Origin of the sequence: Streptomyces zhihengii, from assembly GCF_016919245.1 — a bacterium.
Classification (GTDB): Bacteria; Actinomycetota; Actinomycetes; order Streptomycetales; family Streptomycetaceae; genus Streptomyces; species Streptomyces zhihengii.
The window spans coordinates 1,527,255-1,550,052 of the sequence record NZ_JAFEJA010000002.1 but is presented as its reverse complement, the minus strand read 5'-3'; the positions used below and the strand labels follow the sequence as shown (position 1 = coordinate 1,550,052).

Below are 22,798 nucleotides of genomic sequence, written 5' to 3'. Positions count from 1 at the left end.
CACGGTGGGCGCGGCAGGCGCGGCGGACACGGCAGGCACCGCAGGCACGGCAGGCACGGCGGGCTCGGTGAGCACGGCAGGCACCGCAGGCACGGTGAGCGCGGCAGGCACCGCAGGCGCCGCGGGCTCGGTGGGCGCCGCGTCGTACGCCGACCTCGTCGAGCGCGTGCTCCGCGGCGAGTTCGGCCCCGACCCGCGCGAGCGGCGGGTCTCGGTGGCGTTCACGACGCGTCAGTGCGTACGCCACGAAGGGCGCGGCGGGGGCTACCGCAACGAGGTACTGAGTCTACGCGTCGCCGAGGCGGTGGGGTCGTGCGCCGTCGAACCGGGCGCGCTGGCGGACGCCACCGTCGAGGAGTGCGTCGGGGCTGACGTCGCCCGGCTGCTGGGGCACGAGCTGGCGCCGGTGCGGGTGGCCGCGCTGGACGCCTATCTGTCCCACGCGCTCCCCCACACCCCCGCCAACGGGGCGCGGCCCCGGCCGCTGCCCGCCGGCACCTCCCTGGAGAAGTCCCGGGCGCGGGCCCGCGCGGTGGCCGAGCTGATCGGCGCGCCCGACGGCGGCACCGTGCTCGTGGTGGGCGTGGTGAACTCGCTGCTGGAGGCGCTGCGGGCCCGCGGGCTCGGCTACGTCCCCTGCGACCTCAAGGGCGGCACCACGGAGTGGGGCGAGCCGGTGCACACCGACGCGCTGGCCCATCTCGACCGGTGCGACGCCCTCCTGGTGTCCGGGATGACCCTGGGCAACGGCACGTTCGAGCCGCTGCGCGAGCACGCGCTGCGGGCCGGCAAGCCGTTGGTGATGTTCGCCCAGACGGGCAGCGCGGTGCTGCCGCGCCTCATCGGGGCGGGCGTCAGCGCGGTGTGCGCGGAGCCGTACCCCTTCTTCTGGCTGGACGGGGGGCCCGGTGCGGTGCACCACTACGGCGGCACCGGCAGCGGCAGCGGTCTCGCCGGGCACCTCGCCGGAGGGGCTTCATGACCGCCGCCGTGCTCGCCCCGACGGGCAACCGGGAGCTGCTCGCCCTGCTGGGCCGGACGCCGCTCGCCCGCGTCACCGCCGATCTGCCCTGCCCGCAGCCGGGGTTCTGGGCGAAGCTGGAGGGGCTCGGTGTCGGCGGGATGAAGGCCCGGGCCGCCGTCTCGATGCTGCGCGGCGCCGAGGAACGGGGGGAACTGCTGCCCGGCGCGCCGGTCGTGGAGTCCACCTCCGGCACCCTGGGCATCGGGCTCGCCTTCGCCGGACAGGCCCTCGGCCATCCCGTCGTGCTGGTCGGCGACGCGGAACTGGAGCCGTCCATGCGGCAGCTGCTCCGCGCCTACGGCGCACGGCTGGAGCTGGTCGACCGGCCCGCCGCGGAGGGCGGCTGGCAGGCCGCCCGGCTGGCGAGACTGCGCGAGCTGCTCGCGGGGCTCCCCGGCGCGTACTGGCCCGACCAGTACAACAACCCGGACAACCAGGCCGGATACGCCTCCCTGGCCGCCGAACTCGCCGACCGGCTCGACCATCTGGACGTGCTGGTGTGCAGTGTGGGCACCGGCGGTCACAGCGCGGGCATCGTCGGCCCGCTCCGCCGCCACTGGCCGGCGCTGCGGCTGATCGGTGTGGACGCGACGGGGTCGACGATCTTCGGCCAGCCGGCCCGGCCGCGGGTGATGCGCGGGCTGGGCAGCAGCATCCATCCGCGCAACGTCGCCTACGAGGCGTTCGACGAAGTCCACTGGGTCGGTCCGGCGGAGGCCGCGGACGCGTGCCGTCGGCTGGCCAGGCACGCCTTCGTGAGCGGCGGCTGGAGCACGGGCGCCGCCGCGCTGGTGGCGGCCTGGGCCGCCCGCGTCCACCCCGGGGCCGTGGTCGCGACCGTCTTCCCGGACGGGCCGCAGCGCTACCTCGGCAGCGTCTACGACGACGAGTTCGCCGCCGCCCACGGTCTGGATCCGGGCTCCGCGGCCGTCCGGCCCGTCGAGATCCCGCATCCGCGCGCCGTCGAGGCCACCGGCTGGGCCCGGTGCCGCACGGTCACCGACCCCCTGGCCCACCGCGCCGCCCCACCGGCGCCCCGCCTCGCCCTGCCGGCCGCCGACACAACGGCGCACCGCGCCGGCCCACCCGCCGCGGCCCTCCGCGCCACACCGGCGGAACGCGCCACCCCACCGGCCCCCGGCACACCGCCGCACCACACCACCCCACCGATACCGGAAGGGAAACCGTGAAGGTCACCCTGCGCACCGTGCGCCTCGAACTCAGCGAGCCGCTGCGCATCTCCCGCTCCACGATGGCGGCCCGGGACGCGGTGTGGCTGTGCGTCGGGCACGGGGCGGAGCACGGCTGGGGCGAGATCGTCAGCAGCGTCTACTACGGCCTGGACGCCGGCACCATCGCCCGGCTGCTGAGCGAGGTCGCCGCCCCGGAACTGGCCCGCTTCCCCGACCCGGAGACGTCGCTCGCCGCGCTGCGCCACGAGGCGTGGCGCCCGGACGTGCCGCCCGCCGTGACGGCGGGGATCGAGTCGGCGCTGCTGGATCTCTGCGGCAAGCGGGCCGGGGTGCCCGTCCACCGGCTCCTCGGCACCGCGGCGCCGCCGTCCGCCGAGACCGCCCGCACCATCGGCATCACCCCGCCCGGACGGGCCGCGGCCCAGGCGGACCGCCTCGCCCGGGGCGGCTTCACCGTCCTCAAGGTCAAGGCGGGTTCCCCCGATCCGGACGACGACCTGGAACGCGTACGGGCCGTGCGGGCCGCCGCCCCCGGTGCGCGGCTGCTGCTCGACCCCAACGGCGGCTGGGCGGTCAGGGACGCGGCGCGGCTGCTGGCGCGCTGCGCCGAACTCGGCGTCGAGGCCGTCGAACAGCCCGTGGCGCCGGGTGATCCCGAGGCCCTGGCGCGGCTGGCGGAGGGCTCACCGGTGCCGATCGTCGCCGACGAGGACGCGGCCGGGCCCGAGGACGCCCGCCGGCTCGCCGGGCGCGTCCAGGGCGTCAACGTCAAGCTGGCCAAGTGCGGTGGCGTCAGCGCGGCCCTGCGCATCGCGGAGATCCTCGCCGGGAGCGGCACGGAGCTGATGCTGGGGTGCCTGACCGCCAGCACGCTGGGCATCGCCCCCGCCGTCCACCTCGCCGACCGGGCCCGCTGGACCGACCTCGACGGGCATCTCCTCCTCGCCCACGACCCCTGGACCGGCATCGGCGGCGCGGACGGCACGGTGCGGGTGAGCCGGTCCCCCGGGCTCGGCGTCCGCCCGGCCCCCGGCGGCGGCGGCACGGGGCGGCGGCCGTGAGGACATGGCGGGAGCTGCGCGCCTTCCCGCTCGCCATACGCCTGCTCCTGGTCAACCAGCTCGGTGTGAACACCGGCTTCTACCTGCTGATCCCGTACCTGGCCGTCCATCTCACCGAGAACGCCGGCATGTCGGCGGCGGCCGTCGGCATCGTCCTCGGGGTGCGCAACCTCAGCCAGCAGGGGCTGTTCCTCATCGGCGGTTCGGCGTCCGACCGGCTCGGCGCGCGGGGGGTCATCATCGCCGGCTGCGCCCTGCGGACCGCCGGCTTCGGACTGTTCGCGCTGGGCGACGAGCTGGCCGTGCTGCTCGCCGCCTCCGTGCTCAGCGGCCTGGCGGGAGCCCTCTTCAACCCCGCCGTGCGCACGTATCTGACCCTGGAGGCCGGGGAGCGCAGGGCCGAGGCGTTCGCCCTGTTCAACGTGTTCGCGACGACCGGCGCCCTGATCGGTCCGCTGCTCGGCAGCGCGCTGCTCCTCGTCGGCTTCCGGGCGTCGGCGCTCGTCGCCGCCGGGATCTTCGCCGTGCTGACCGTCGCCCAGGCCCTGGTGCTGCCGGGCCGAGCCGCCGTCAGGAGCGGGAACGGCGTGCTCGGGGACTGGCGCGAAGTGGCGGGCAACCGCGCCTTCCTGGCCTTCGCCCTCGCCATGGCCGGGCTGTTCACCCTGGAGAGCCAGTTGTACCTGCTGCTTCCCCACGGAGCCCGCGAGGCGACCGGCTGGGACGGGGCGGCGGCGATCGTGTTCCTGACCGGCACGCTCGCCGGCCTGTGGCTGCAACTGCGCATCACCCGACGGCTGAAGGAGCGGGGCAGCCGGTCCCGCTGGATAGCGGCGGGGCTGATGCTGGCCGGGCTCGCCTTCCTTCCGCCCATGGCCGTGGCCGGCGGCGCCCCGGCCCCCGCCGGGGCCGGCGAGGCCGCGCTCCGCGCGCTTCCCGTGCTGGCGGGGGCGCTGCTGCTGTACCTGGGCGTCATGGTCGCCCAGCCGTTCGTGATGGAGCTGATCCCCGGCTTCGGCCGCCCCGAACTCACCGGCACCTGCTTCGGGGTGTTCTACGTGATCTCCGGCGTCGCCGCGGCCGCCGGCAACACGGCCGTCGGCTGGGCCATGGACGCCGGCGCCCGCAGCGGCACGCCCTGGCTGCCGTGGGCGTGCTGCCTCGCCGTGGGCCTCGCCTCGGCGGCCGGCCTCGCCCGGCTCCACCACCTGGGCCTTCTGCCCGGCCGCCCCGAGCCCGACGGCTCGACACCAGAGAGGGAACGACTGTGAACGGCTGCCCCGACGGCGCGAACCTGCTGACCGACAACCCCGCGCTCTACGAGGCCCGTTTCCCGGATCCGGAGCGGATCGCGGGGCGCTGGGCCGAGGCGTGCCTGGCGCGGTACGGAGCCGGTCCCCGGGTGCTGGACGTCGGCTGCGGGACGGGTCGGGACGCGGAGCATCTGCACCGGGCGGGGCGCGCCGTGACGGGGGCCGACGTCTCCGCGGCGATGCTCGCCCACGCCCGCGTGCACCACCCGGGCCCCCGCTACGTGCACGCCGATCTGCGCCGCTTCGACCTCGGGGAGGACGCCTTCGACGCCGTGGTGTGCCTGGACAGCGCGCTGCTGTACTGCCACACCAACGACGAGCTCGACGGTTTCCTCGCCTCGTGCCGCCGCGCGCTGCGGTCCGGCGGTCTGCTCGTGGCGGAGATGCGCAACGGCGCCTTCTTCCTCGGCCGGACGGAGCTCCTGGACGCTCCCCGCACGGACTGCTTCACCTGGGAGGGCGTCGTCCACCGGTCCACCACCACGCTCCGGGTGGACCGCGCGGCCCAACTGCTGCGCCGCAGCAGGGTGTGGACCGCCGACGACGGCTCACCGCCGGTCGAGCAGCGTTCCGCGTGGCGGCTGCTGTTCCCGCAGGAGCTGCGCCGCTTCCTCGACGCGCACGGCTTCGAGGTGCTCGGTCTGTACGACCGTCCGGGCCCGCGCACCGACCCGCCGTGGCACGAGGGCGCCGCCCCCGAGGAGACCACCGGGGCTCCCGGGACCGCCGACGGGGACCGGCTGCATCTCGTCGCCCGCCTCCGGGCCCCGCGCTGACCGGCCTCCGCCCTCCCCGCGCTCCTTCACCCCCGTCATCGCCCTTCATCCCCGTCATCACCCTTCTTGACCCGTCACGCAAGGACACCGCCATGCACGAAACCTCCGCCACCCCCTCCCCCGGCGCCCCCGGCGCACACCGTTTCCCGGGGCTCGGCCGCCGGGGCTTCCTCGCCGCCGGCGGGGCGGCCGGCCTCGGCGCGCTCGCCGGCTGCGCCGGCACTCCCCCGGACGCCCCGGGCAAGGGCGACGGCGCACCCCGGCGCGGCGGGCGGCTGCGCGCCGCGTTCGCCGGCGGGGGCGCGGGCGAGACCCTCGACCCCCACCTCGCCAACCTGTTCGCCGACGTGGCACGCGCCAAGGCGCTCTACGACAAGCTGGCCGACTACGGGCCGGACCTCTCCGCCCGGCCGCGCCTGGCCGCCTCCTGGGAGCCCGACGCCGGGCTGACGCGCTGGCAGGTCACCCTGCGCGAGGCCGTCTTCCACGACGGCAGACCCGTCACCGCCCAGGACGTGCTGCACAGCTACCGCCGCATCACGGACCCGGAGAAGGCGTTCCGGGCCAGGGCCTCGCTGGAGCCCCTGGATCTGCGCGCCAGCCGCGCCCTCGGCCCGCGCACCCTGGAGTTCGTCCTCAAGCGCCCCACCGCCGAATTCCCCAATGTGCTCGCCGCGTTCGGGGCGTACATCGTCCCGGAGGGCGCCGCGGACTTCGACCGGGCGCCCGTGGGCAGCGGGCCGTTCCGCTTCGTGTCGTTCGCGCCCGGCCGCTCCACGGTCCTCGCGCGCAACGACGCCTACTGGGACGGCGCCCCGCATCTGGACGAGCTGGAGTTCGTCGTCGCGAACGAGGAGTCCGCGCGGGTGGGCGCCCTCCTCGGCGGACAGGTGGAGTACGCGCACGAACTGAACCCCGCCACCGCCCGCGCCCACGAGGGCCGGGGCCGGATCGTGATCGTGCGGCTCCGCAACAGCGCCATGCAGTCCTTCGTCATGAAGACCGACCGCCCGCCGTTCGACGACCCCCGGGTCCGGCAGGCGTTCTTCCTCATCGCCGACCGCGAGGAGCTGGTGAACGGCGCCCTGTCCGGCGCGGGCGAGATCGGCAACGACCTGTTCGGCAAGGGCTACGAGTACTACGCGTCCGGCCTCCCCCAGCGGCAGCAGGACATCGGCCGGGCGCGGGCGCTGCTCAAGGAGGCCGGGGCGGAGGGGCTGCGGGTCACCCTGGACACCTCGCCCGTCGCCGCGGGCTTCACCGAGGCTGCGACCGTCTTCCGGGACCAGGCGGCGAAGGCGGGCGTCACCGTCACCGTGCGGACCGGCAGCAAGGACAGCTACTGGAAGGACATCCTGGACTCCGGGACGCTCGCCTCCTACCGGTCCGGCGCCATGCCCATCGAGTCCCACATCTCCCAGCGGCTGCTCACCGACTCCACCACCAACGCCACGCGGTGGCGGCACAAGGACTTCGACGCCCTCTACCGGCAGGCCCAGTCCACCAGGGACCCCGGGGAGCGTGCCGCCGTCTACACGCGCATGCAGCGTCGGCTGCACGCCGAGGGCGGCTTCCTGGTCTGGGGCTTCGCCGACTGGATCATCGGCTGCGCCCGGAACGTCCGCGGTGTCGACGCCGAGGCGCCGGCCAACTCCCTCGACTGGGCACGGTTCGACCGGGTGTGGCTGGCGTGAGCGGGACCGTCCCCTGGGCCGCCCGGCGGCTGCTGCTCGGCGCGGGACAGACGGCGGCGGTCGTGCTGCTCGTCTTCGTCCTGACCGAGGCGCTGCCGGGCGACGCGGCCGTGGCCCTCGCCGGGGACCAGCCGGACCCGGAACGGATCGCGGCCGTCCGTACGGCGATGGAGCTGGACCGGCCCGCCCACGAGCGGTTCGCGCTCTGGGCGGCCGGACTGCTGCACGGCGATCTCGGCACCTCGCTGGTGTCCGGGCGGCCGGTGACCGCCTACCTCGCCGACGGCTTCGGTCCGACGCTGCTCCTCGCCGGGCTGACCCTGGTCCTGCTGGTGCCGGCCGGGGTAGGGCTCGGGGTGCTGGCGGCCCGTCACGAGGGGCGCCTCGCCGACCGGGTGGTCAGCTCCCTGACCCTCGGCGTCTACGCGGTGCCGGAGTTCGCGTTCGGGGTGCTGCTGACCACGGTGTTCGCCCTGCGGCTGGGCTGGCTGCCGCCGACCGCCGTCGGCCACGGCACGGACCTGCTCGCCCATCCGGCGGTGCTGGTGCTGCCCGTCGTCGTCCTGCTGTCCCGCCCGGTGTGCTCGCTGGCGAGGCTGGTGCGGGCGGGCATGATCGAGGCGCTGGCCTCGCCGTACGCCGCGCATGCCCGCCGCTGCGGGGTCCCGGGTGTCCGCGTCCGGTACGCCCACGCCCTGCCCGGCGCCGTCGCCCCGGCCGCCCAGCAGCTCGCCCGCACCGTCGACTGGCTGCTGGGCGGGGTCGTCGTCGTGGAGGCGCTGTTCGTGATCCCCGGGCTCGGCACCGTGCTGATCGACGCCGTCGCCGAGCGCGACGTGCCCGTGGTGCAGGGGCTCGCGGTGGTCTTCGGGATCACCACCGTGGTGCTGAACCTCGGGGCGGATCTGGTGACCCGCCGGTTCGCCCCCCGGGCGGGGGTGGCCGCGTGAGGCCGCGTTTCGCGCTGGGTGCGCTGCTGCTGGCGGTGCCGCTGCTGCTGGCCGTGCTGGGGCCGCTGTTCGCGGGCGAAGCGGGGCCGCGCGCCGCCTCGTTCACGGCCGGCGGCGGGCACTGGCTCGGTACCGACTTCACGGGCCGCGACGTGTGGCGGGAGGTCCTGCTCGGCGGGCGCTCGGTGGTGCTCGTCGCCCTGTCCGCGACGGTGCTCGCGTATCTCGTGGCGCTGCCGATCGGCCTCGTCTGCGCGCTGACCGGCCGGGGCTGGCTGGAGGAGGCGCTGATGCGGCCGCTGGACGTGCTGCTGGCGGTGCCGTCGCTGCTGATGATCCTGCTGGTGGCGTCGGTGCTGACGCCGGGGCCGGCCGGTCTCACCCTGCTCGTGGCGCTGGTGAACATCCCGGACGCGGCCCGGATCGTGCGGGCCGCGGCGGCCGAGGTCGCGTCGCGTCCGGTGGTCGAGGCACTGCGCATGCAGGGCGAGAGCTGGTGGCGCACGGCCGTCGGGTACGTGGGCCGCTGCCTCGGGCGGACACTCGCCGCCGACGCGGGCGTCCGGCTGACCGGGGTGCTCTACCTGGTGGCGACCGCCGCGTTCCTGGGCGTCGGCGTGGGGCCGGACGCCTCCGACTGGGCCGTGATGGTGGACCGCAACCGCACGGGCCTGTTCGTGCAGCCGTGGGCGGTCGTGGTGCCCGCGCTGCTGATCGTCGCACTGACCACGGGGAGCAATCTGCTCGTCGACGCCGGTCTGGAGAAGAGGAGGCGGACATGACCGCGGTCGCGGAGATCACCGGGCTGCGCGTCGAGACGGGCGGCCGGGCGATCGTCGACGGGGTGGACCTGCGGGTCCTGCCCGGCACGATCACCGCGCTCGTCGGCGCGTCGGGCAGCGGCAAGACCACCACGGGGCTGGCGCTGCTCGGCGAGTTCCCGGCGGGCGCGCTGGTCCGGGGCGACGTACGGGTGCCCGAGGGCCTCGTCGGATACGTCCCGCAGCACCCGGGCACGGTGCTCAACCCGGCGCGCCGGGTCGGGGCGCTGCTGGGGGACATCGCCCGTCTGCGGGTCCGGTCGCTGCCCCGGTCCGCGCGGCGGGCCGCCGCGCGGGAGCGCGTCGCGCGAGCCCTGGCGCTCGCCCAGCTCCCGGAGGGCCGGGAGCTGCTGCGGCGCTTCCCCCACCAGCTCTCCGGCGGGCAGCAGCAGCGCGTCGTGCTGGCGCAGGCGCTGCTGCTGGGCGCCGGGGTGATCGTCGCGGACGAGCCGACCACAGGGCAGGACCCGCTGACCAAGCGGGGCATCGTCGAGCAGCTCGCGGGGGTGGCCGCGGAGGGGATCGCGGTGGTGCTCCTGAGCCACGACCTCGACGTCGTCCGCGCGCTGGCCGACGAGGTGCTGGTCATGCGTGACGGCCGGGTCGTGGAGTCGGGGCCGCCGGAGCGGCTGGCGCTCGCGCCGCGGCACCCGTGGACCAGGGAGCTCTTCACCGCGGTGCCCGCCCCGGCGGAGCACGTGCCCGGCGGGCGGGGCGCCGAGGTGCTGCGGGTCCGTGACCTCACGGCCCGGCACGGCCGCGCCGTGGTGCTGCGCGCGGGCGCCCTGGCGCTCTGCGCGGGTGACGTGCTCGCCGTCGTCGGCCGTTCCGGCAGCGGCAAGACCACGCTCGCGCGCTGTCTGGCCGGGCTCCACCGCGACCACGAGGGGGCCGTCCTGCTGGACGGGGAGCCGCTGCCCCGCAGTGTGCGCGGCCGCGACCGCACCCGGCTGGCGGCGGTGCAGTACGTGTTCCAGGACGCGCGGGCCGCGTTCGACGAGCACCGTCCGGTGGTGGAGCAGGTGGCCCGCACGGCGGTGCGGCTGCGCGGCGCGGCCCCGGCCGGCGCCCGGGCCGAGGCACTGGAGACCCTGCGGGGTCTGGGGCTGGCGGAGGAGGTGGTCGGCCGCCGGCCGGCGCGGCTGTCCGGCGGGGAGCTCCAGCGCGCCGCGCTCGCCCGGGCGCTGCTGGCCCGGCCGCGGGTGCTGGTCTGCGACGAGGTCACCTCCGGCCTCGACACCGTGACCCGGCGCGCCCTGCTGGACCTGCTGGCCGGCGTGCGCCGGGAGCGGCCGGAGCTGTGCCTCGTCCTCGTCACCCACGATCCGGACGTGGCGGCGACGGCGACGCACGTCGCCGTCCTGGACGGCGGGGAGATCGTCGAACAGGGCCCGGTCCACGAGGTGCTGAGTGCGCCTCGGCACGCCTTCGCCCGCGCCCTGACGGCGCCCGGGCCGCGGGCGCTGGGAGCGGGGGTGGGCGCCTCGGGGGCGGCCCGCACCGGGGCCTGAGGGGCTCCGTCCCGGGGGCGGGTCGGCCGCGCGCCGGCGGGCGTAGCGGGTCGGTCGCGCGCCGGTGCTCGTGCCGGGCCGGCCGCGCGCCGGTGGGTGCGGCACGGCCTGCGGCCGTGTCCTCAAACGCCGGACGGGCTGAAGATGCCCCGGACCAACGGCCCAACCCACGGCCGGAGCCCACCCGGACCGAGGCGCGGCACCAGGCCGACCGCACGCCCGTGAGCCCGGCACGGCCTGCGGCCGGGTTCTCACGCGCCGGGCGGGCTGGAGCGCGGTCGGGTTCTCACGCGTCGGGTGGGCTGGAGATGCCCCGGCCAGGGGTGCTGGCGTGTGGTCTCGGGGAGGTGCGGGGGCGGAGGGCCTCGTGGAGGGACTGCTCGCGCCAGTGGCGCAGGAGGTCGTGGAAGGCGGCCGCGCCGTGGGGGTAGGCGATGGGGCCGTTGGGGCGGCCGCGGCCCTCGGCGTTGTAGTAGCCGGGGGTGCACTCGGCGTGGAACCACTCGTGGTCGGGGCCGTCCGCCAGGACGGCGAGCCAGGCGTCCTCCGCCTCGGGGGACGGTTCGACGACCGCGCCCCGGGCCTCCGCCGCGGCGACCAGGGCCGCGGCGTGCACGGCCTGCTCGTCGAGCACATGGGTGAAGTTGACGCTGCTGGCGCTCTGGGCGCCGCCGAGATGGATCAGGTTGGGGAAGCCGTGGCCGGTGAACCCGTGGAGCGTGCGCGGGCCGCGCTGCCGCCAGGCGTCCTGGAGCCGGACGCCGCCGCGGCCGTGCACGGGCAGCCGCCCGGAGTGCACTCCGGAGACGCCGACGGAGAACCCGGTGGCGAGGACGAGGCAGTCGAGCGGGTACTCGGTGCCGCCGACCACGGCTCCGCGCCGGGTCATCCGCTCGATGCCGTGGGTGTCCGCCGTGTCGACCAGGGTGACGTTGTCCCGGTTGAACGCCTGGAGGTAGGCGTCGGAGAACGTGGGGCGTTTGCAGGCGTAGCGGTACCAGGGCTTGAGCTTCCGCGCGGTGTCCGGGTCGGTGACGACGCGGTCGACGCGGGCCCGTATCTCCTCCATCCTGGCGGCGTCCGCGGCCTCGTAGGTCCGCTCGAAGGCCGCCCGGTCGCCGGAGCGGCGGAAGCTCGGCAGCAGCTTCTCCAGCAGGACGGCCGAGGCGGTCCATCCGTCGGCCACCAGATCCGCCTCGGCGCCCTCCCCGGAGACGATGCGCAGGAAGTTGTCCCGGCGTTCCCGCGCCCAGCCGGGGCGGCCGGCGCCGATGTCGCCGGCCTCGGTACGGCGGTTGGCCCGTACGTCCACGCTGGAGGGGGTGCGCTGGAAGACGAGGAGATGTCCGGCCGCCTCGGCCAGCGGCGGGACGACCTGGACGCCGGTGGCGCCGGTGCCCACGACACCCACCCGCTTGCCCGCGAGGCCCGTGAGGCCGCCGTCGGGGGTGCCTCCCGTGTAGGCGTAGTCCCAGCGGGAGGTGTGGAAGGTACGGCCCCCGAAGTCCTCGATCCCGGGGATGCCGGGGAGTTTGAGCTCGGACAGGGTGCCGGTCGCCGTGATCACGTAGGCGGCCCGGAACGCGTCGCCCCGGTCGGTGGCGACGATCCACTCCTCGCTCGTGTCGTCCCAGGTCAGGGAAGTGACGGAGGTGGAGAACAGGGCGTCCTCACGGAGCCCGGACAGCTCCGCGATCCGTACCGCGTGGCGGCGGATCTCCTCGCCGGGGGCGTACTTCCACTCCGGCACGTAGCCGGTCTCGTCGAGCATCGGCAGGTAGACGTGCGACTCGATGTCGCAGTGGATGCCCGGGTAGCGGTTCCAGTACCAGGTCCCGCCGAAGTCGCCCCCCTTCTCGACGATCCTGATGCGCGCGACGCCCGCCCCGCGCAGCCGCGCTCCGGCGAGGACGCCGCCGAATCCGCCGCCCACGACCGCGACGTCCACCGTGTCGTGCAGCGCCTCGCGTCCGGCGGTGTCCGGCGCGAAGGGATCCTCGGCGTGGTCGCCGGGGAGGGCGTCGGCCGTGAGGTACTGCCGCGGGCCGTCGGGGCGTACGCGTCGCTCGCGTTCCTGGCGATAGCGCCGCCGCAGACCGGCGAGCGCCTCGGGTGAGGTGACGTCAGCGTGCGTCATGTGGGGGGACCTCGATCCTTCCGGTACGTGCCGGGAGCGGCACGGTGTCGGTCAAGTGGGGCCGCGGACTGGGGGGTTGAGCGCGCGTGCACTACCGTAGCAAGTACCGGACAACACTGTCCGGTTGAGGCGGAGACTGCTTCCGCGGACCCCGGACAGGAAGAGCGATCCCATGCGACGACGCCCGCTCCGACCCCTTGCCGCACTCGCCGCGGCGATCTGCCTGACGGCCCTCACCGGCTGCGGGACGCAGACGGCGGGCCCCGGCGACCGCGGCGCGGGCGGACCGAACCCGCACACGGCGGGCGGGCCCGGCGGGGGCGGGACCGTCCGGGCGCAGAAGGTCGTGCGGCTCACGACGCCGCACGAGGCGACGGGCATGACCCTGCTCGAAGGGCCGGTCTTCGACGAGCGCGGGGACCTGCTCGTCGTCGATGTCACGGCACCCGCGGGCGGGCCGAAGGTGCTGCGGGTCGACATCGGCCGGAAGACCTCGCGGCAGGTGCACACCGACGATCGCGGCGCCTACACCTCGGCCCAGTTCAGTCCCTACGACGGGCGCCTCTACCTGACCGACTTCGTGCACGGCGACATCGTGAGCCTGGCCCCGGACGGGAGCGATCCGCGCACCTTCTTCTCCGGGGAGGTCGACGGGGCGCCGATGAACCCCGACGACCTCGCCTTCGACCGGGACGGCCATCTGTACCTCAGCGACTCCCGGGGCATGTCCGAGGGGAAGGCGATCGGGCGTGTGGTGCGGATCGACCGCGAGGGGCGCGACGCCACCGTCCTGGCCGGCGGCCTGGCGGCGCCCAACGGCATCTCGTTCGACGAGCGGTACCGCGGTCTGTGGGTCAGTGAGCTGACCGAGAACCGCGTCTCCTACCTCCTCCTCGACGGCAAGGGCTCGGTGGCCTCCCGGCACACCGCGATCCGGGTCGACGGCGGGATCGCCCAGACCGACTCGATCGCCGTGGACGCGGACGGGAACGTGTACCAGGCCCTGCACGGCAGGCCCGCGATCGCGGTGTACGACCGGCACGGCGAGCGCCTGGCGACCGTCGACGTCCGGGGCCGTGATGCCGAAGGGCTCGAATCGGCCACCAATGTGGCCATCACGCCCGGGGGCACCCGGGCCTACATGACCGTCAGCGGGCCCGCCGGGGGGTTCCTCTACGCCTTCGACGCCCTGGGGAAGGGCATCCGCCAGTCCAACGGCGGCTGATGCCGCACCCGTCGGCGGCGAGGCGGTGCGGGTGCCCCGGCGCGGGTTGCTCCGGTGCGGGGCGCGCCGGGATGCCCCGGTGCGAGGCACCGAGGTGCGGGATGTTCCAGCGCGACGCGCGGGATGCCCCGGTGCGGGATGTTCCGGCGCGACGCGCGGGGTGCCGCGGCTCGGGGCCCGCGGACGTGCCCCGGTGCGCCCTGCCGGGTGGCGGCGGTCGGGCGGCGGCCGGTGGTCCGCCGGCCGTCAGCCGGTGCCGTCATCGAAGGGCCGCACCGGCCCCACGTCCACGCCGAGCAGCCGCCACGCCGCCAGCGCGCGGTGCGTGCGCCGTTCGCGGCCCGCCCCGGTGACGGCGCCCGAGACCATGGCCACGGCGATCATGAGGTCCCCCTCCTCCGCAGCCAGCGGGTGCCGGGCCGGCAGCAGGACGCGCAGCGCGCGCTCCACCCGCACGGACAGCGCGACGGCGTACGGGGGCACGGCGGACCCGCCGGCCGCCCCCTTTGCGTGCAGCATGCCGACGAACGCCGCGGATTCCGCCTGATGCCAGGTCAGGACGCCGAGGACATCGGCGAGACCGGCTCCGTCCGTCGCCGCCGCCTGCTCGATCTGCCGGACGTTCTCCTCCAGCACGGCGGTGGCGACGGTGGCGCGGTCGGGGAAGTGGCGGTACAGCACGCCCTGCCCCACACCGGCCCGCCGCGCGACGGCGGACAGCGGGGCGTCCAGGCCGGACTCCGCGTACACCTCCCGGGCGGCGGCGACCAGGGCCGCCCGGTTGCGGGCGGCGGCCCGGCGGCCTTCGTTGGCGGGCCGCCGCTCGTCGCGCAGGGGTTGCTGGGTCACCCCGAGAGGGTAGCGGGGCGGGGTGCGGGCGGCGGCTGCCCGGGGCGCGGTGCGCCGGCGCGGGTCACGGCGCGTGCCCTGCCGGGACCTCCTCGCCGGGCGGGGGCGGCCCGGGCGGGGTGCCGTCGCCGAAGGGCCGTCCGCCCAGTTCCTCGCGTCCGTGGGGTGCGAGCCAGCCGGAGAGGTCGGGGCCCAGGGGGACGATGCCCGTCGGGTTGATGTCGGTGTGGACGACGTAGTAATGCCGTTTGATGTGGTCGAAGTCGACGGTGTCGCCGAAGCCGGGCGTCTGGAACAGGTCGCGCGCGTAGGCCCACAGCACCGGCGTCTCCGACAGTTTGCGCCGGTTGCACTTGAAGTGGCCGTGGTAGACGGCGTCGAAGCGCACCAGTGTGGTGAACAGCCGGACGTCGGCCTCGGTGAGGGTGTCGCCGACGAGGTAGCGGCTGCGTTCCAGCCGCTCCGAGAGCAGGTCGAGCCGGGCGAAGAGGCGCTGGTACGCCTCGGCGTACTTCTCCTGCGATCCGGCGAACCCGGCCCGGTACACGCCGTTGTTCACGTCCCGGTAGACCATGTCGTTCACGGCGTCGATCTCCTGGCGGAGGGCCGGCGGGTAGAGCAGCGGCGCTCCGTCCCGCCAGTGCGCGGACCACTCCAGGGACATGTCGAGGGTGATCCGCGAGACGTCGTTGGTGACCACCGCGCCGGTGGGGACGTCGACGACGGCCGGCACCGTGATGCCCCGGTCGTAGCCGGGGTCGCGGGCCAGATAGGCGTCCCGCAGCCGCTCGATGCCGAGCACCGGGTCGCGGCCGCCGGGGTCGAGGTCGAACGTCCAGCTGCGCTCGTCGTGGGTGGGTCCCGCGATCGCCATGGGGAGGGCCTTCTCCAGCCCGAGGAGCCGCCGTACGATCACGGCGCGGCTCGCCCAGGGACAGGCCCGGCTGACCACCAGCCGGTACCGGCCCGGCTCGACGGGGTAGCCGTCGCGCCCGTCGGCGGTGATCCGGGTGGTGAGGTAGCGGCTGTCGCGTGTGTACTCCCGGCCTGCGCTCACGTACGTCATGTGCGCGCGAGTACCCGGATTCGGTGACGCGGAACGCGCGCCCGGCCCCGGCGACGCGACACGCCCGGCACCCGGCACCCGGCCCGGGGACGCGGCGAGACCGGCTCCGGGGCCCCGAGCGCCTGGCACGGCGGGCCTCTACGGCGCCGGCGTCCCGCCGGCCGCCACCTGCGGGGCGGCCTCATGGGCGGCGGCCTCGGCGGGGGTGTGGGCGGAGGCGAAGGTGAAGGCACGCGGGGAGGGGCCATGGGTCCGCAGATGGGCGAGGCGGTCGAGCGCCTCGGCCACGGTGGGGATGTGGCCCGCCGGGACCCACCAGAGGACGAGATGGGCCTCGACGTGCCGGGCGAACCAGTCCCGGCGCCCCCGCATGACCTCCAGGTGTCCGCTGCGGTAGGTGAAGTCCCACAGCGCCTCCTGGGACTCCCAGACGGTGAGGTTGACGATGACGTCGTCGCCGGCCGGGCGGAGGCCGGTCGCGTCGCCGGACCCGTCGCCCACGAGCCGCCACACGAAGCCGGGCGCACCGTCGGCGGCGGCGTTGACCGGGTCGAGCATCTCGACGAAGGGCGCGATCCGCGGGTCGTCGAGGGGGTACCGGAGGGTGGCGACGTTGAGTTGGGCGAGGTGCGCGTCCCGCGCGGCTTCGGTCATGCCCTCATCCCAGCACGGCGCGGTTTTCTATGTCAATCATCTTTGTTTTTAGAAGCTTCGACCACCACGCAGCACTCCCCCGGCCGGGCGTCCATCCGGGTGCGGACGGGACCGTCGGCACCCAGCAGCCCCTCCAGCAGCGCGAGGTTCATGCCGCAGACGAGCGGCGGGAAGCGTTCGGCGACGGCGTGGAAGGGGCAGTTGCGCATCCGGACGGTCCGGGCGGCACCGTCCCCGGCGTCCTCCTCGTGGGGTTCGTAGCCCCGGCCGGCGAGCACCTCCCGGGCCTCGTCCAGGCCGCCGACGGGCGGGGCCCCACCGCGCAGGGCCTCGCCCCGGCGGCGGGCGGCGGCACAGAGCCCGGCATCGAGACCCGCCTCCTCCGCGGCCTCGGCGAGCAGTTCGGCGGCGGTGCGGTAGTCGCGGGCGGGCAGCGACACGGACCGCTCGGCCGGCGCCCGGGTGTACACCTTCGCGGGCCGTCCGGCCCCGGGCCCGGTGCGGCCGGTCAGGCGGCGGCTGCCGCTCACCAGCAGTCCGGCCTCGGTCAGCCGGTCGAGGTGGTGCGCGGCGAGCGTGCGCGCCACACCGGCCGCCTCCGCCGCCTCGTTGCGGCCGACCTCCCGGCCCTGGGCCGCCACGTACTCGTACAGCCTGCGCCGCACCGGATCCTGCAGTGCCGCGATCGCGTCGATGTCCTTCACACCCGCCATTCTAGGAACAACGCGCGTTGGACTTAGAAGGCCGGAGGGCCCCGGCGGGCAGCGGCCCTCCGGCCGGCGGTCAGCTCCGCACGTCCAGGACCAGCTTGCCCCGGGTGCGGCCCTGCTCCCCCTGTGCGTGGGCGCGGGCCGCCTCGGCGAGCGGGAAGGTCTCCTCGACGGCGACCGCCACCCCTTCGGTGTCGATCAGGCGCGCGATCGCGGCCAGGGCGTGCCCGTCCGGCTCGACCAGGAACGGGCTGGTGCGCACCCCGGCCTCCTCCGCGGCCCGGCGCAGCTCCTCGCTCACCCCGGCGGGCACGGCGACGAGCAGCCCGCCTTTCCTGAGCGTCCGCAGCGACCGGCGGCTGGTGTCGTCGTGGTCGCCGAGCAGGTCGACGACGACGTCGGCGTCGGCCACGACGTCCTCGAAGCGCTCCCGGGTGTAGTCGACGGAGCGCGCCGCGCCGAGTCCGGCCAGCCACTCGTGCCGCGCGGTGCGCGCGGTGCCGACGACCTCGGCGCCCAGGTGCCGCGCGAACTGGACGGCGAAGTGTCCGACCCCGCCCGCGGCGGCGTGCACCAGGACCCGCTGCCCCGGCTCGACGTGTGCCGTGTCGGTGAGGATCTGCCAGGCCGTGAGGGCGGCCAGCGGCACGGCCGCGGCTTCGGTGTGACTCAGCGATGCGGGCTTGCGGGCGAACTGGCGGGCGGGGGCGGTGACGTACTCCGCGTAGGCGCCGGCCTGGCGCGGGAACCAGGGCATCCCGTACACCTCGTCGCCCGGGGCGAGGGCGGTCACACCGAAGCCGACCTCCTCCACGACGCCGGAGACGTCCCAGCCGAGGACGAACGGCGGGTCCCCGAGCACGCCGGCCATGCCGCCGCCGGCGCGGGTCTTCCAGTCGACGGGGTTGACCCCTGCCGCGTGCACCCGCACCAGGACCTCCGTGGGGAGGGGCGCGGGCCGCGGGATCTCCGCGAGCCGCAGCACCTCGGGGCCTCCGAGGCCGTCCTGCACGACGGCGCGCATCATGGGGCTGGTCACATCTGACTCCTGATCCGGTGTTCGCGGTTCTCACCGCCGCACGCCGCTGTCCGGCGCGCCTCCCGCACGCTAACCATGAGGGTGTAGTTACCCGCAAGGGACACTGCTACCTTTTGGGAAGTATGAAGAGTCCCTGAAGCATGAAGAGTCCCGGACACCCTCAGCGTCCCGGACGTACGCAGAGTCCCGAAGGAGAAGCGGCGCCATGACCACGCGGTGCACCAACGGCGAGCACGACCCCCACGACGTGTACGAGGCGCAGTGCCCCTGCCGGGCCATGCTCGACCTGCTGGCGAACAAGTGGGCGGCGCTCGCGATCGGGGCGCTGGAGGGCGGGCCGCAGCGGTTCGGCGCGGTGCAGCGGCGGCTGAAGGGTGTCAGCCCGAAGGTCCTCACCCAGACGCTGCGCCGGCTGGAGGGCGCCGGTCTGGTGGACCGGACGGTCTACCCGGCGGTGCCGCTGCACGTCGAGTACGAGCTGACGGCGCTCGGGCAGGGCGCGGCCGTCCCGCTCGGCGCGCTGCGCGCCTGGGTCGAGGAGAACCTCGACCGCTCCCCCGCCGACGCCTGACCCGGGGGCGGGCCCGGGGACGGCGGGTGCCGCCCGCGGCGCGGGAGCGCGACGGGCGGCACGGTGCGGACGGGGCCGCCGGTGGGCCCCGGGCGTCAGCAGCTCAGATTGCCGCCGGGTTCGACGCCGAGGAGCTGGGTGAAGCGCTGGTAGTTGTCGATCCGGCTCTGGACCTGCCCCGGGTTGCCCCCGTTGCACTCCAGGCTGCCGTTGATGGCGCGTATGGTCTCGCCGAAGCCGGCACCGTTGACCATGGCGTCATGGGGCGTCATGGTGCCCGGACCGCTCTGTGTGTTCCAGTACCACAGGCCCGTCTTCCAGGCGACGGCCGCGTCGTTCTGCACGAGGTCGGGGTTGTTCAGCAGGTCGATGCCGAGGGCGTCGCCCGCGGCCTTGTAGTTGAAGTTCCAGCTCAGCTGGACCGGGCCGCGGCCGTAGTACTTGTCGTTGCCGGCCGGGCAGCCGTACGGCTGGGTGGTGTCGCAGTAGTGGGGGTAGTTGGCCTGGTTCTGCTCGACGATGTGGACGAGGCCGCCCGTCTCGTGGCTGACGTTGGCGAGGAAGGCCGCGGCTTCCTGCTTCTTCACGGTGTCGCTGCCGGTGTTGGAGAACCCGGGGTAGGCGTCGAGCGCGGCGGTGAGGCCGCTGTAGGTGTAGAAGGCGTTCCGGTTCGGGAACATCTCGTTGAACTGCGCCTCGCTGACCACGAACGCGGCGGCGTCGGTCCCGCTTCCCGCCTTTTGGGCGGAGGCGGAGGGGGCGAGGGTCAGGGTGCAGAGGGCCGCGGCCGCGCCGGTGGCGGCGAGCAGTCCGAGGATGCGTCGGTGCACGGTGTCGCTCCTGTGGGGTGTGGGGGGATGTGCGGCGGCGCAGGGGCGTGCGTGTGGGGGGACGCCGGGGTGCGCCTGGAGGGGGCCGGATCGCCGGCCGGGCGGGCCGGTCCCGTGACGGGACCGGCCCCGAGTGGTGTGTCAGCCGCCGACGTTGACGTCGATGCAGGCGTAGAAGGCGTTGTCGGTGTCGGCGACGTTCCAGACGGCGAGCACCTTCTGCTGCCCGCTCAGGCCGCCGAAGTCGACCTGGTGGTTCACGACCGCGCCGGGCTGTGCGCCGCCGTCGTCGAACTGGGCGATGCGCTGCCCGCCGGCGAAGTACTCCCAGGTGCTGGTGGCGTGGCGGGCGGTCAGCTTCCACGAGAACGTGGCGTTCTTCGGGACGGGGGTGACGGTCCAGCCCTTGCCGTCGTCGTCCAGGTCGGAGAAGCGGCTGTTGCCGCCGCTGCAACTGGTCAGCCCCTTGGGGCCCTCGACGCTCTGCGGTTCGTAGCTGATGTCTCCGCAGGACACCGTGCCCGCGGCACACTGCGCCTGGCGGCTGGGCGGATCAGAGATGTAGCCGTGGGCGCTCGCCGTCCCCGCGGGGAGGGTGAGCGCGACGACGGGGGCGAGCACGGCGCCGAGAAGGGCAGCCGTCTTCCTGCTGGCGTGCATGGGGAACTCCTTCACATCTGGCCGTCCGGTCGCGTGCGGTCGAGTGGGGGGACCGCACGCGCCGGGCCGGCCTCTCGTTGGGTGGGGCCAAGAGGCGGAAGGTGACGCGCGCTCGCCATCCGGGCAGGGGGTGTCTCCCCCGCGAAGGGATCAACTCCCCAAACGGAGCGGCGAGTTCTGTTGGCCTAGACCATACAAGTGGTGATGAGCGTGTCAAGGGCTCGGCGGAGCGGGGCACATGCCCGGGCGAGCGCCCCGCGGGCCCTCGGAGTTCCCCCTTGCGACGGCGTGTCGCCGGGTGCGGAGGGGCCGTTCAGGAGGGGATGGACAGCGACCAGCCGACGACGTCGGCGAGGCGTCCGCGCCACAGTTCGTAGTGCATCGTCTGGGCTGTGGCGCCGGTGAGGAACGTGGCATTCCGCAGGTGGACCCACCTCGGGAGCGGGTCGGCCTCGCGCTCGTCCCGCCGGCCTTCGACGACCTCGTCGATCAGGCGCGGGATACGGGCCAGGCCCTCGGCGCCGGCGCCGGGAAGGCCGCGCAGGGAGGACTCCCACTCCCGCGCGTAGGCGTCGCGGCTGACCACCTGCCCGTAGATCACCCCGCCGGGAATGTTGAGCGACACCCCGAAGTGGGACCGGTTCTCCTCGTCCTGGTCCACCAGCCGGACGAGCATCCGCAGCTCCATGTCCATCAGCGGCTCCACCACACCCGGGAACCGCGGCGTCCCCTCGCTGCCGGCCACTGCCTGCCCATCGGCCATCCTGACGTCCTCTCGGCGGGGGCGGCCGCTGCGGGCCGCCCGGGATCGGTTCACGCGTCCCCCGGCCGGCTGCCCCGGCCGGGGTTCCCTGACCGGCTGCCCCGGCCGGGCCCTGACATGCGGGGATCCGCGGCCGGCACCCCGCGCCGCTACCGGCCGGCCGCGATGTCGGCCTCGGGCCGGGCGGGGTCGAGGAAGTACACCGCCGTCCGCTCGGCGTGCGGCAGGAGCAGGCCCTGCAACTCGTGGGCCGCGGCCCTCAGGACGTCCCCGTCGGGGGTGGCGCGCAGGGTCTCCAGGACGAAGACGACACGGGTGGAGTCCTCGGTGACGCGGGTGCGGTGGGCGTCGCGGTGGTTCCAGTGGCGGGTCAGCACACCGGCGGCGTCGGCGTAGACGATCTCGCCGGGCTTCGGGTTCTCGACGGTGTCCGGTTCGCCGAGCGGGGTGAACCCCTCGCCGCCGTCCGCGTGGCGGATGTCGATGTCCCCGACGACGCGGTCGAGGTCGAAGGCGCCCGCGGGAAGGCCGTGGCCGACGGAGACGGTGTTGTAGGAGTCGACGGCCGCGTTGATGCGCGGCAGCACACCCTTCTTGGCCAGCCGGCGCCCCAGCGCGTCGACGCTCGGGCGCACGCGGCGGGGGTTGGTGCCGAAGGAGCGGTAGGCGGCGTGCCAGGAGGCGATGCGCGGATCGTCCTCGCCCGCGGGCTGCCGGCGCCCGTCGGCGAGCTGCCGCTCCAGCTCCCGCACGGCCGCGTCGGTGGCGGGCCAGGGCTCGTGCCCGCGCATGCCGGCGGCGGTGACCAGGGCGATCAGGGTGTCGGGGAAGGCGTCGGCCACGGCGGGGGCGATACGGAGGACGGTCATGAGGACTTCCCTTGCTTTCACGTCGGAACGACCCGACCGTACAATGAACCGACCGCCGCCTGTCAATTGAATGACCGGACGGTGCATTGGAATGATCCCCTTGTCAGGACGGTGACCGGATGCCCGAAGCCGAGGCGGCACTGCGCACGCTCGCCCACAACGTCCGGGCCGCGCGCACCCGCGCGGGCCTGTCCCTCGACGAACTGGGCCGGCGCGCCAAGGTCAGCAAGGGGGCGCTGGTCGGCCTGGAGAAGGCCCAGGGCAACCCCAACTTCGCCACCCTGGTCCGGCTCGCCGACACCCTCGGCGTCTCGGTGTCCGCCCTGCTGGAGGGCCCGGCCCACAGCAGGGTCCGGGTGGTGTCCGCCGATGCCGTGATGCCGTTGTGGGCGGGCGAACGGGGCGGCGAGGCCCGGCTGATGCTCACCACCACGGGGGCGGCTCCGGTCGAGGTCTGGCGCTGGAGACTGGAGCCCGGCGAGGAGTACACCAGCCACCCGCACCAGGCGGGCGTCGTGGAGACCGTCAGCGTCACCGGCGGCCGGATGACCCTGGTCGTCGACGGCACGGAACACCCCGTCGAGACGGGCCAGACCGCCACCTTCGACGGCGACGCCCCGCACACCTACCGCGGCGCGGGAACCGGGACCTGCCACCTCGTCATGACCGTCCACCTGCCCCCGGGCCCCGCCCCGACGGCCTGACGGCCCCGGCCCGCACACAACTCACATCGAACGTGTCTGCGAGCGCTTTCCCGGGGCACACGCACGGTTGCACCAAAGCGATCCGTCCCCGCGCACAGAGGAGTTGTTCCATGCTGGGTATCGCCGCCGCCGTTCTGTTCTTCATCTCCTTCCTCATCAACGCCGCCGATCTCGGCACCAACGACGTGTTCTCGTCGGGCAACATCATGCTGCTGGGGCTGATGTGCCTGGCGCTGCACGTGGCGGGGGTGGGCGGCGCACTGCGCACCGGCCGCCGCCGCTGACGCGTCGCGGGGAACGAGATCGCCGCCCACCCGGACACCGGGTGGGCGGCGATGTGTTCGGGGCCTTCCACGGCCTCCGGCGCTCCGGCCGGCC

General features: G+C 75.1%; 23 protein-coding genes. 13 read left to right on the top strand and 10 right to left on the bottom strand.

What is annotated here, in order from left to right; all coding sequences use genetic code 11:
- Positions 1 to 94 precede the first annotated feature (94 nt).
- The 9 genes from JE024_RS34275 (at position 95) to JE024_RS34235 (ending at position 10,343) form a co-directional block, all read left to right on the top strand.
- Positions 95 to 982, top strand: a complete 888-nt coding sequence (locus JE024_RS34275) for a Rossmann-like domain-containing protein (RefSeq protein WP_205378511.1) — start codon at positions 95 to 97, stop codon at positions 980 to 982.
- Complete coding sequence (locus JE024_RS34270) at positions 979 to 2,214, top strand: PLP-dependent cysteine synthase family protein (protein WP_244883381.1); 1,236 nt, start codon at positions 979 to 981, stop codon at positions 2,212 to 2,214. The genes JE024_RS34275 and JE024_RS34270 overlap by 4 nt, the downstream gene beginning before the upstream one ends.
- Positions 2,211 to 3,278 carry a mandelate racemase/muconate lactonizing enzyme family protein gene (locus tag JE024_RS34265; RefSeq protein ID WP_205377764.1) on the top strand — a complete coding sequence of 356 codons (1,068 nt, stop codon included), beginning with the start codon at positions 2,211 to 2,213 and terminating at the stop codon, positions 3,276 to 3,278. The genes JE024_RS34270 and JE024_RS34265 overlap by 4 nt, the downstream gene beginning before the upstream one ends.
- The gene (locus JE024_RS34260; RefSeq protein ID WP_205377763.1) at positions 3,275 to 4,549 is read left to right on the top strand and encodes an MFS transporter; all 1,275 of its coding nucleotides are present in this window, start codon (positions 3,275 to 3,277) and stop codon (positions 4,547 to 4,549) included. Before JE024_RS34265 ends, JE024_RS34260 begins: the two co-directional genes overlap by 4 nt.
- On the top strand, positions 4,546 to 5,367 hold the full coding sequence (locus JE024_RS34255) for a class I SAM-dependent DNA methyltransferase (protein ID WP_205377762.1): 822 nt from the start codon (positions 4,546 to 4,548) through the stop codon (positions 5,365 to 5,367). The genes JE024_RS34260 and JE024_RS34255 overlap by 4 nt, the downstream gene beginning before the upstream one ends.
- A 92-nt stretch (positions 5,368 to 5,459) precedes the next feature.
- On the top strand, positions 5,460 to 7,061 hold the full coding sequence (locus tag JE024_RS34250) for an ABC transporter substrate-binding protein (protein ID WP_205377761.1): 1,602 nt from the start codon (positions 5,460 to 5,462) through the stop codon (positions 7,059 to 7,061).
- Positions 7,058 to 8,011 carry an ABC transporter permease gene (locus JE024_RS34245; protein ID WP_205377760.1) on the top strand — a complete coding sequence of 318 codons (954 nt, stop codon included), beginning with the start codon at positions 7,058 to 7,060 and terminating at the stop codon, positions 8,009 to 8,011. Before JE024_RS34250 ends, JE024_RS34245 begins: the two co-directional genes overlap by 4 nt.
- Positions 8,008 to 8,793, top strand: coding sequence for an ABC transporter permease (locus JE024_RS34240; protein WP_205377759.1), 786 nt, complete (start codon positions 8,008 to 8,010; stop codon positions 8,791 to 8,793). Before JE024_RS34245 ends, JE024_RS34240 begins: the two co-directional genes overlap by 4 nt.
- On the top strand, positions 8,790 to 10,343 hold the full coding sequence (locus JE024_RS34235) for an ABC transporter ATP-binding protein (protein ID WP_205377758.1): 1,554 nt from the start codon (positions 8,790 to 8,792) through the stop codon (positions 10,341 to 10,343). Before JE024_RS34240 ends, JE024_RS34235 begins: the two co-directional genes overlap by 4 nt.
- A gap of 286 nt (positions 10,344 to 10,629) precedes the next feature.
- Here the strand turns inward: JE024_RS34235 and JE024_RS34230 are convergent, their stop codons facing one another.
- Complete coding sequence (locus JE024_RS34230) at positions 10,630 to 12,480, bottom strand: flavin-containing monooxygenase (protein ID WP_205377757.1); 1,851 nt, start codon at positions 12,478 to 12,480, stop codon at positions 10,630 to 10,632.
- A 172-nt stretch (positions 12,481 to 12,652) separates the two neighbouring features.
- Here JE024_RS34230 and JE024_RS34225 point away from each other — a divergent pair, with 172 nt between their 5' ends.
- Positions 12,653 to 13,705 carry an SMP-30/gluconolactonase/LRE family protein gene (locus JE024_RS34225; RefSeq protein WP_205377756.1) on the top strand — a complete coding sequence of 351 codons (1,053 nt, stop codon included), beginning with the start codon at positions 12,653 to 12,655 and terminating at the stop codon, positions 13,703 to 13,705.
- A gap of 246 nt (positions 13,706 to 13,951) precedes the next feature.
- Here JE024_RS34225 and JE024_RS34220 read toward each other — a convergent pair whose 3' ends face one another.
- The 5 genes from JE024_RS34220 to JE024_RS34200 all read right to left on the bottom strand — a co-directional run bounded on the left by JE024_RS34220 (position 13,952) and on the right by JE024_RS34200 (position 18,008).
- Positions 13,952 to 14,554: a TetR family transcriptional regulator gene (locus JE024_RS34220; RefSeq protein ID WP_205377755.1), complete on the bottom strand. Its 603-nt coding sequence runs from the start codon at positions 14,552 to 14,554 to the stop codon at positions 13,952 to 13,954.
- 64 nt (positions 14,555 to 14,618) lie between these two features.
- The gene (locus tag JE024_RS34215) at positions 14,619 to 15,620 is read right to left on the bottom strand and encodes a glutathione S-transferase family protein (protein ID WP_205377754.1); all 1,002 of its coding nucleotides are present in this window, start codon (positions 15,618 to 15,620) and stop codon (positions 14,619 to 14,621) included.
- A gap of 138 nt (positions 15,621 to 15,758) precedes the next feature.
- On the bottom strand, positions 15,759 to 16,274 hold the full coding sequence (locus JE024_RS34210) for a DUF3291 domain-containing protein (protein ID WP_205377753.1): 516 nt from the start codon (positions 16,272 to 16,274) through the stop codon (positions 15,759 to 15,761).
- Between the two features lie 32 nt (positions 16,275 to 16,306).
- Complete coding sequence (locus JE024_RS34205; RefSeq protein ID WP_205377752.1) at positions 16,307 to 16,978, bottom strand: helix-turn-helix transcriptional regulator; 672 nt, start codon at positions 16,976 to 16,978, stop codon at positions 16,307 to 16,309.
- Between the two features lie 79 nt (positions 16,979 to 17,057).
- Positions 17,058 to 18,008 (bottom strand): NADP-dependent oxidoreductase, encoded by a 951-nt coding sequence (locus JE024_RS34200; RefSeq protein ID WP_205378510.1) that lies wholly within the window; start codon positions 18,006 to 18,008, stop codon positions 17,058 to 17,060.
- Positions 18,009 to 18,228: 220 nt separating this feature from the next.
- Here JE024_RS34200 and JE024_RS34195 point away from each other — a divergent pair, with 220 nt between their 5' ends.
- Positions 18,229 to 18,594 carry a winged helix-turn-helix transcriptional regulator gene (locus JE024_RS34195; RefSeq protein WP_244883377.1) on the top strand — a complete coding sequence of 122 codons (366 nt, stop codon included), beginning with the start codon at positions 18,229 to 18,231 and terminating at the stop codon, positions 18,592 to 18,594.
- Positions 18,595 to 18,689: 95 nt separating this feature from the next.
- Here the strand turns inward: JE024_RS34195 and JE024_RS34190 are convergent, their stop codons facing one another.
- The 4 genes from JE024_RS34190 to JE024_RS34175 form a co-directional block, all read right to left on the bottom strand.
- The gene (locus JE024_RS34190; protein WP_205377751.1) at positions 18,690 to 19,424 is read right to left on the bottom strand and encodes a chitinase; all 735 of its coding nucleotides are present in this window, start codon (positions 19,422 to 19,424) and stop codon (positions 18,690 to 18,692) included.
- A gap of 141 nt (positions 19,425 to 19,565) precedes the next feature.
- Positions 19,566 to 20,084, bottom strand: a complete 519-nt coding sequence (locus tag JE024_RS34185; RefSeq protein WP_205377750.1) for a lytic polysaccharide monooxygenase auxiliary activity family 9 protein — start codon at positions 20,082 to 20,084, stop codon at positions 19,566 to 19,568.
- 313 nt (positions 20,085 to 20,397) lie between these two features.
- Positions 20,398 to 20,847, bottom strand: coding sequence for a GvpU-like protein (locus JE024_RS34180; RefSeq protein WP_205377749.1), 450 nt, complete (start codon positions 20,845 to 20,847; stop codon positions 20,398 to 20,400).
- Positions 20,848 to 20,996: 149 nt separating this feature from the next.
- Positions 20,997 to 21,716, bottom strand: coding sequence for a B3/B4 domain-containing protein (locus tag JE024_RS34175; RefSeq protein WP_205377748.1), 720 nt, complete (start codon positions 21,714 to 21,716; stop codon positions 20,997 to 20,999).
- 119 nt (positions 21,717 to 21,835) lie between these two features.
- On the opposite strand from JE024_RS34175, the gene JE024_RS34170 reads away from it, so the two are divergent.
- A complete protein-coding gene (locus JE024_RS34170) occupies positions 21,836 to 22,420 on the top strand; it encodes a helix-turn-helix domain-containing protein (RefSeq protein ID WP_205377747.1) in 585 nt (194 codons plus the stop codon).
- A gap of 110 nt (positions 22,421 to 22,530) precedes the next feature.
- The gene (locus JE024_RS34165; protein WP_205377746.1) at positions 22,531 to 22,704 is read left to right on the top strand and encodes a hypothetical protein; all 174 of its coding nucleotides are present in this window, start codon (positions 22,531 to 22,533) and stop codon (positions 22,702 to 22,704) included.
- Positions 22,705 to 22,798: the final 94 nt, after the last annotated feature.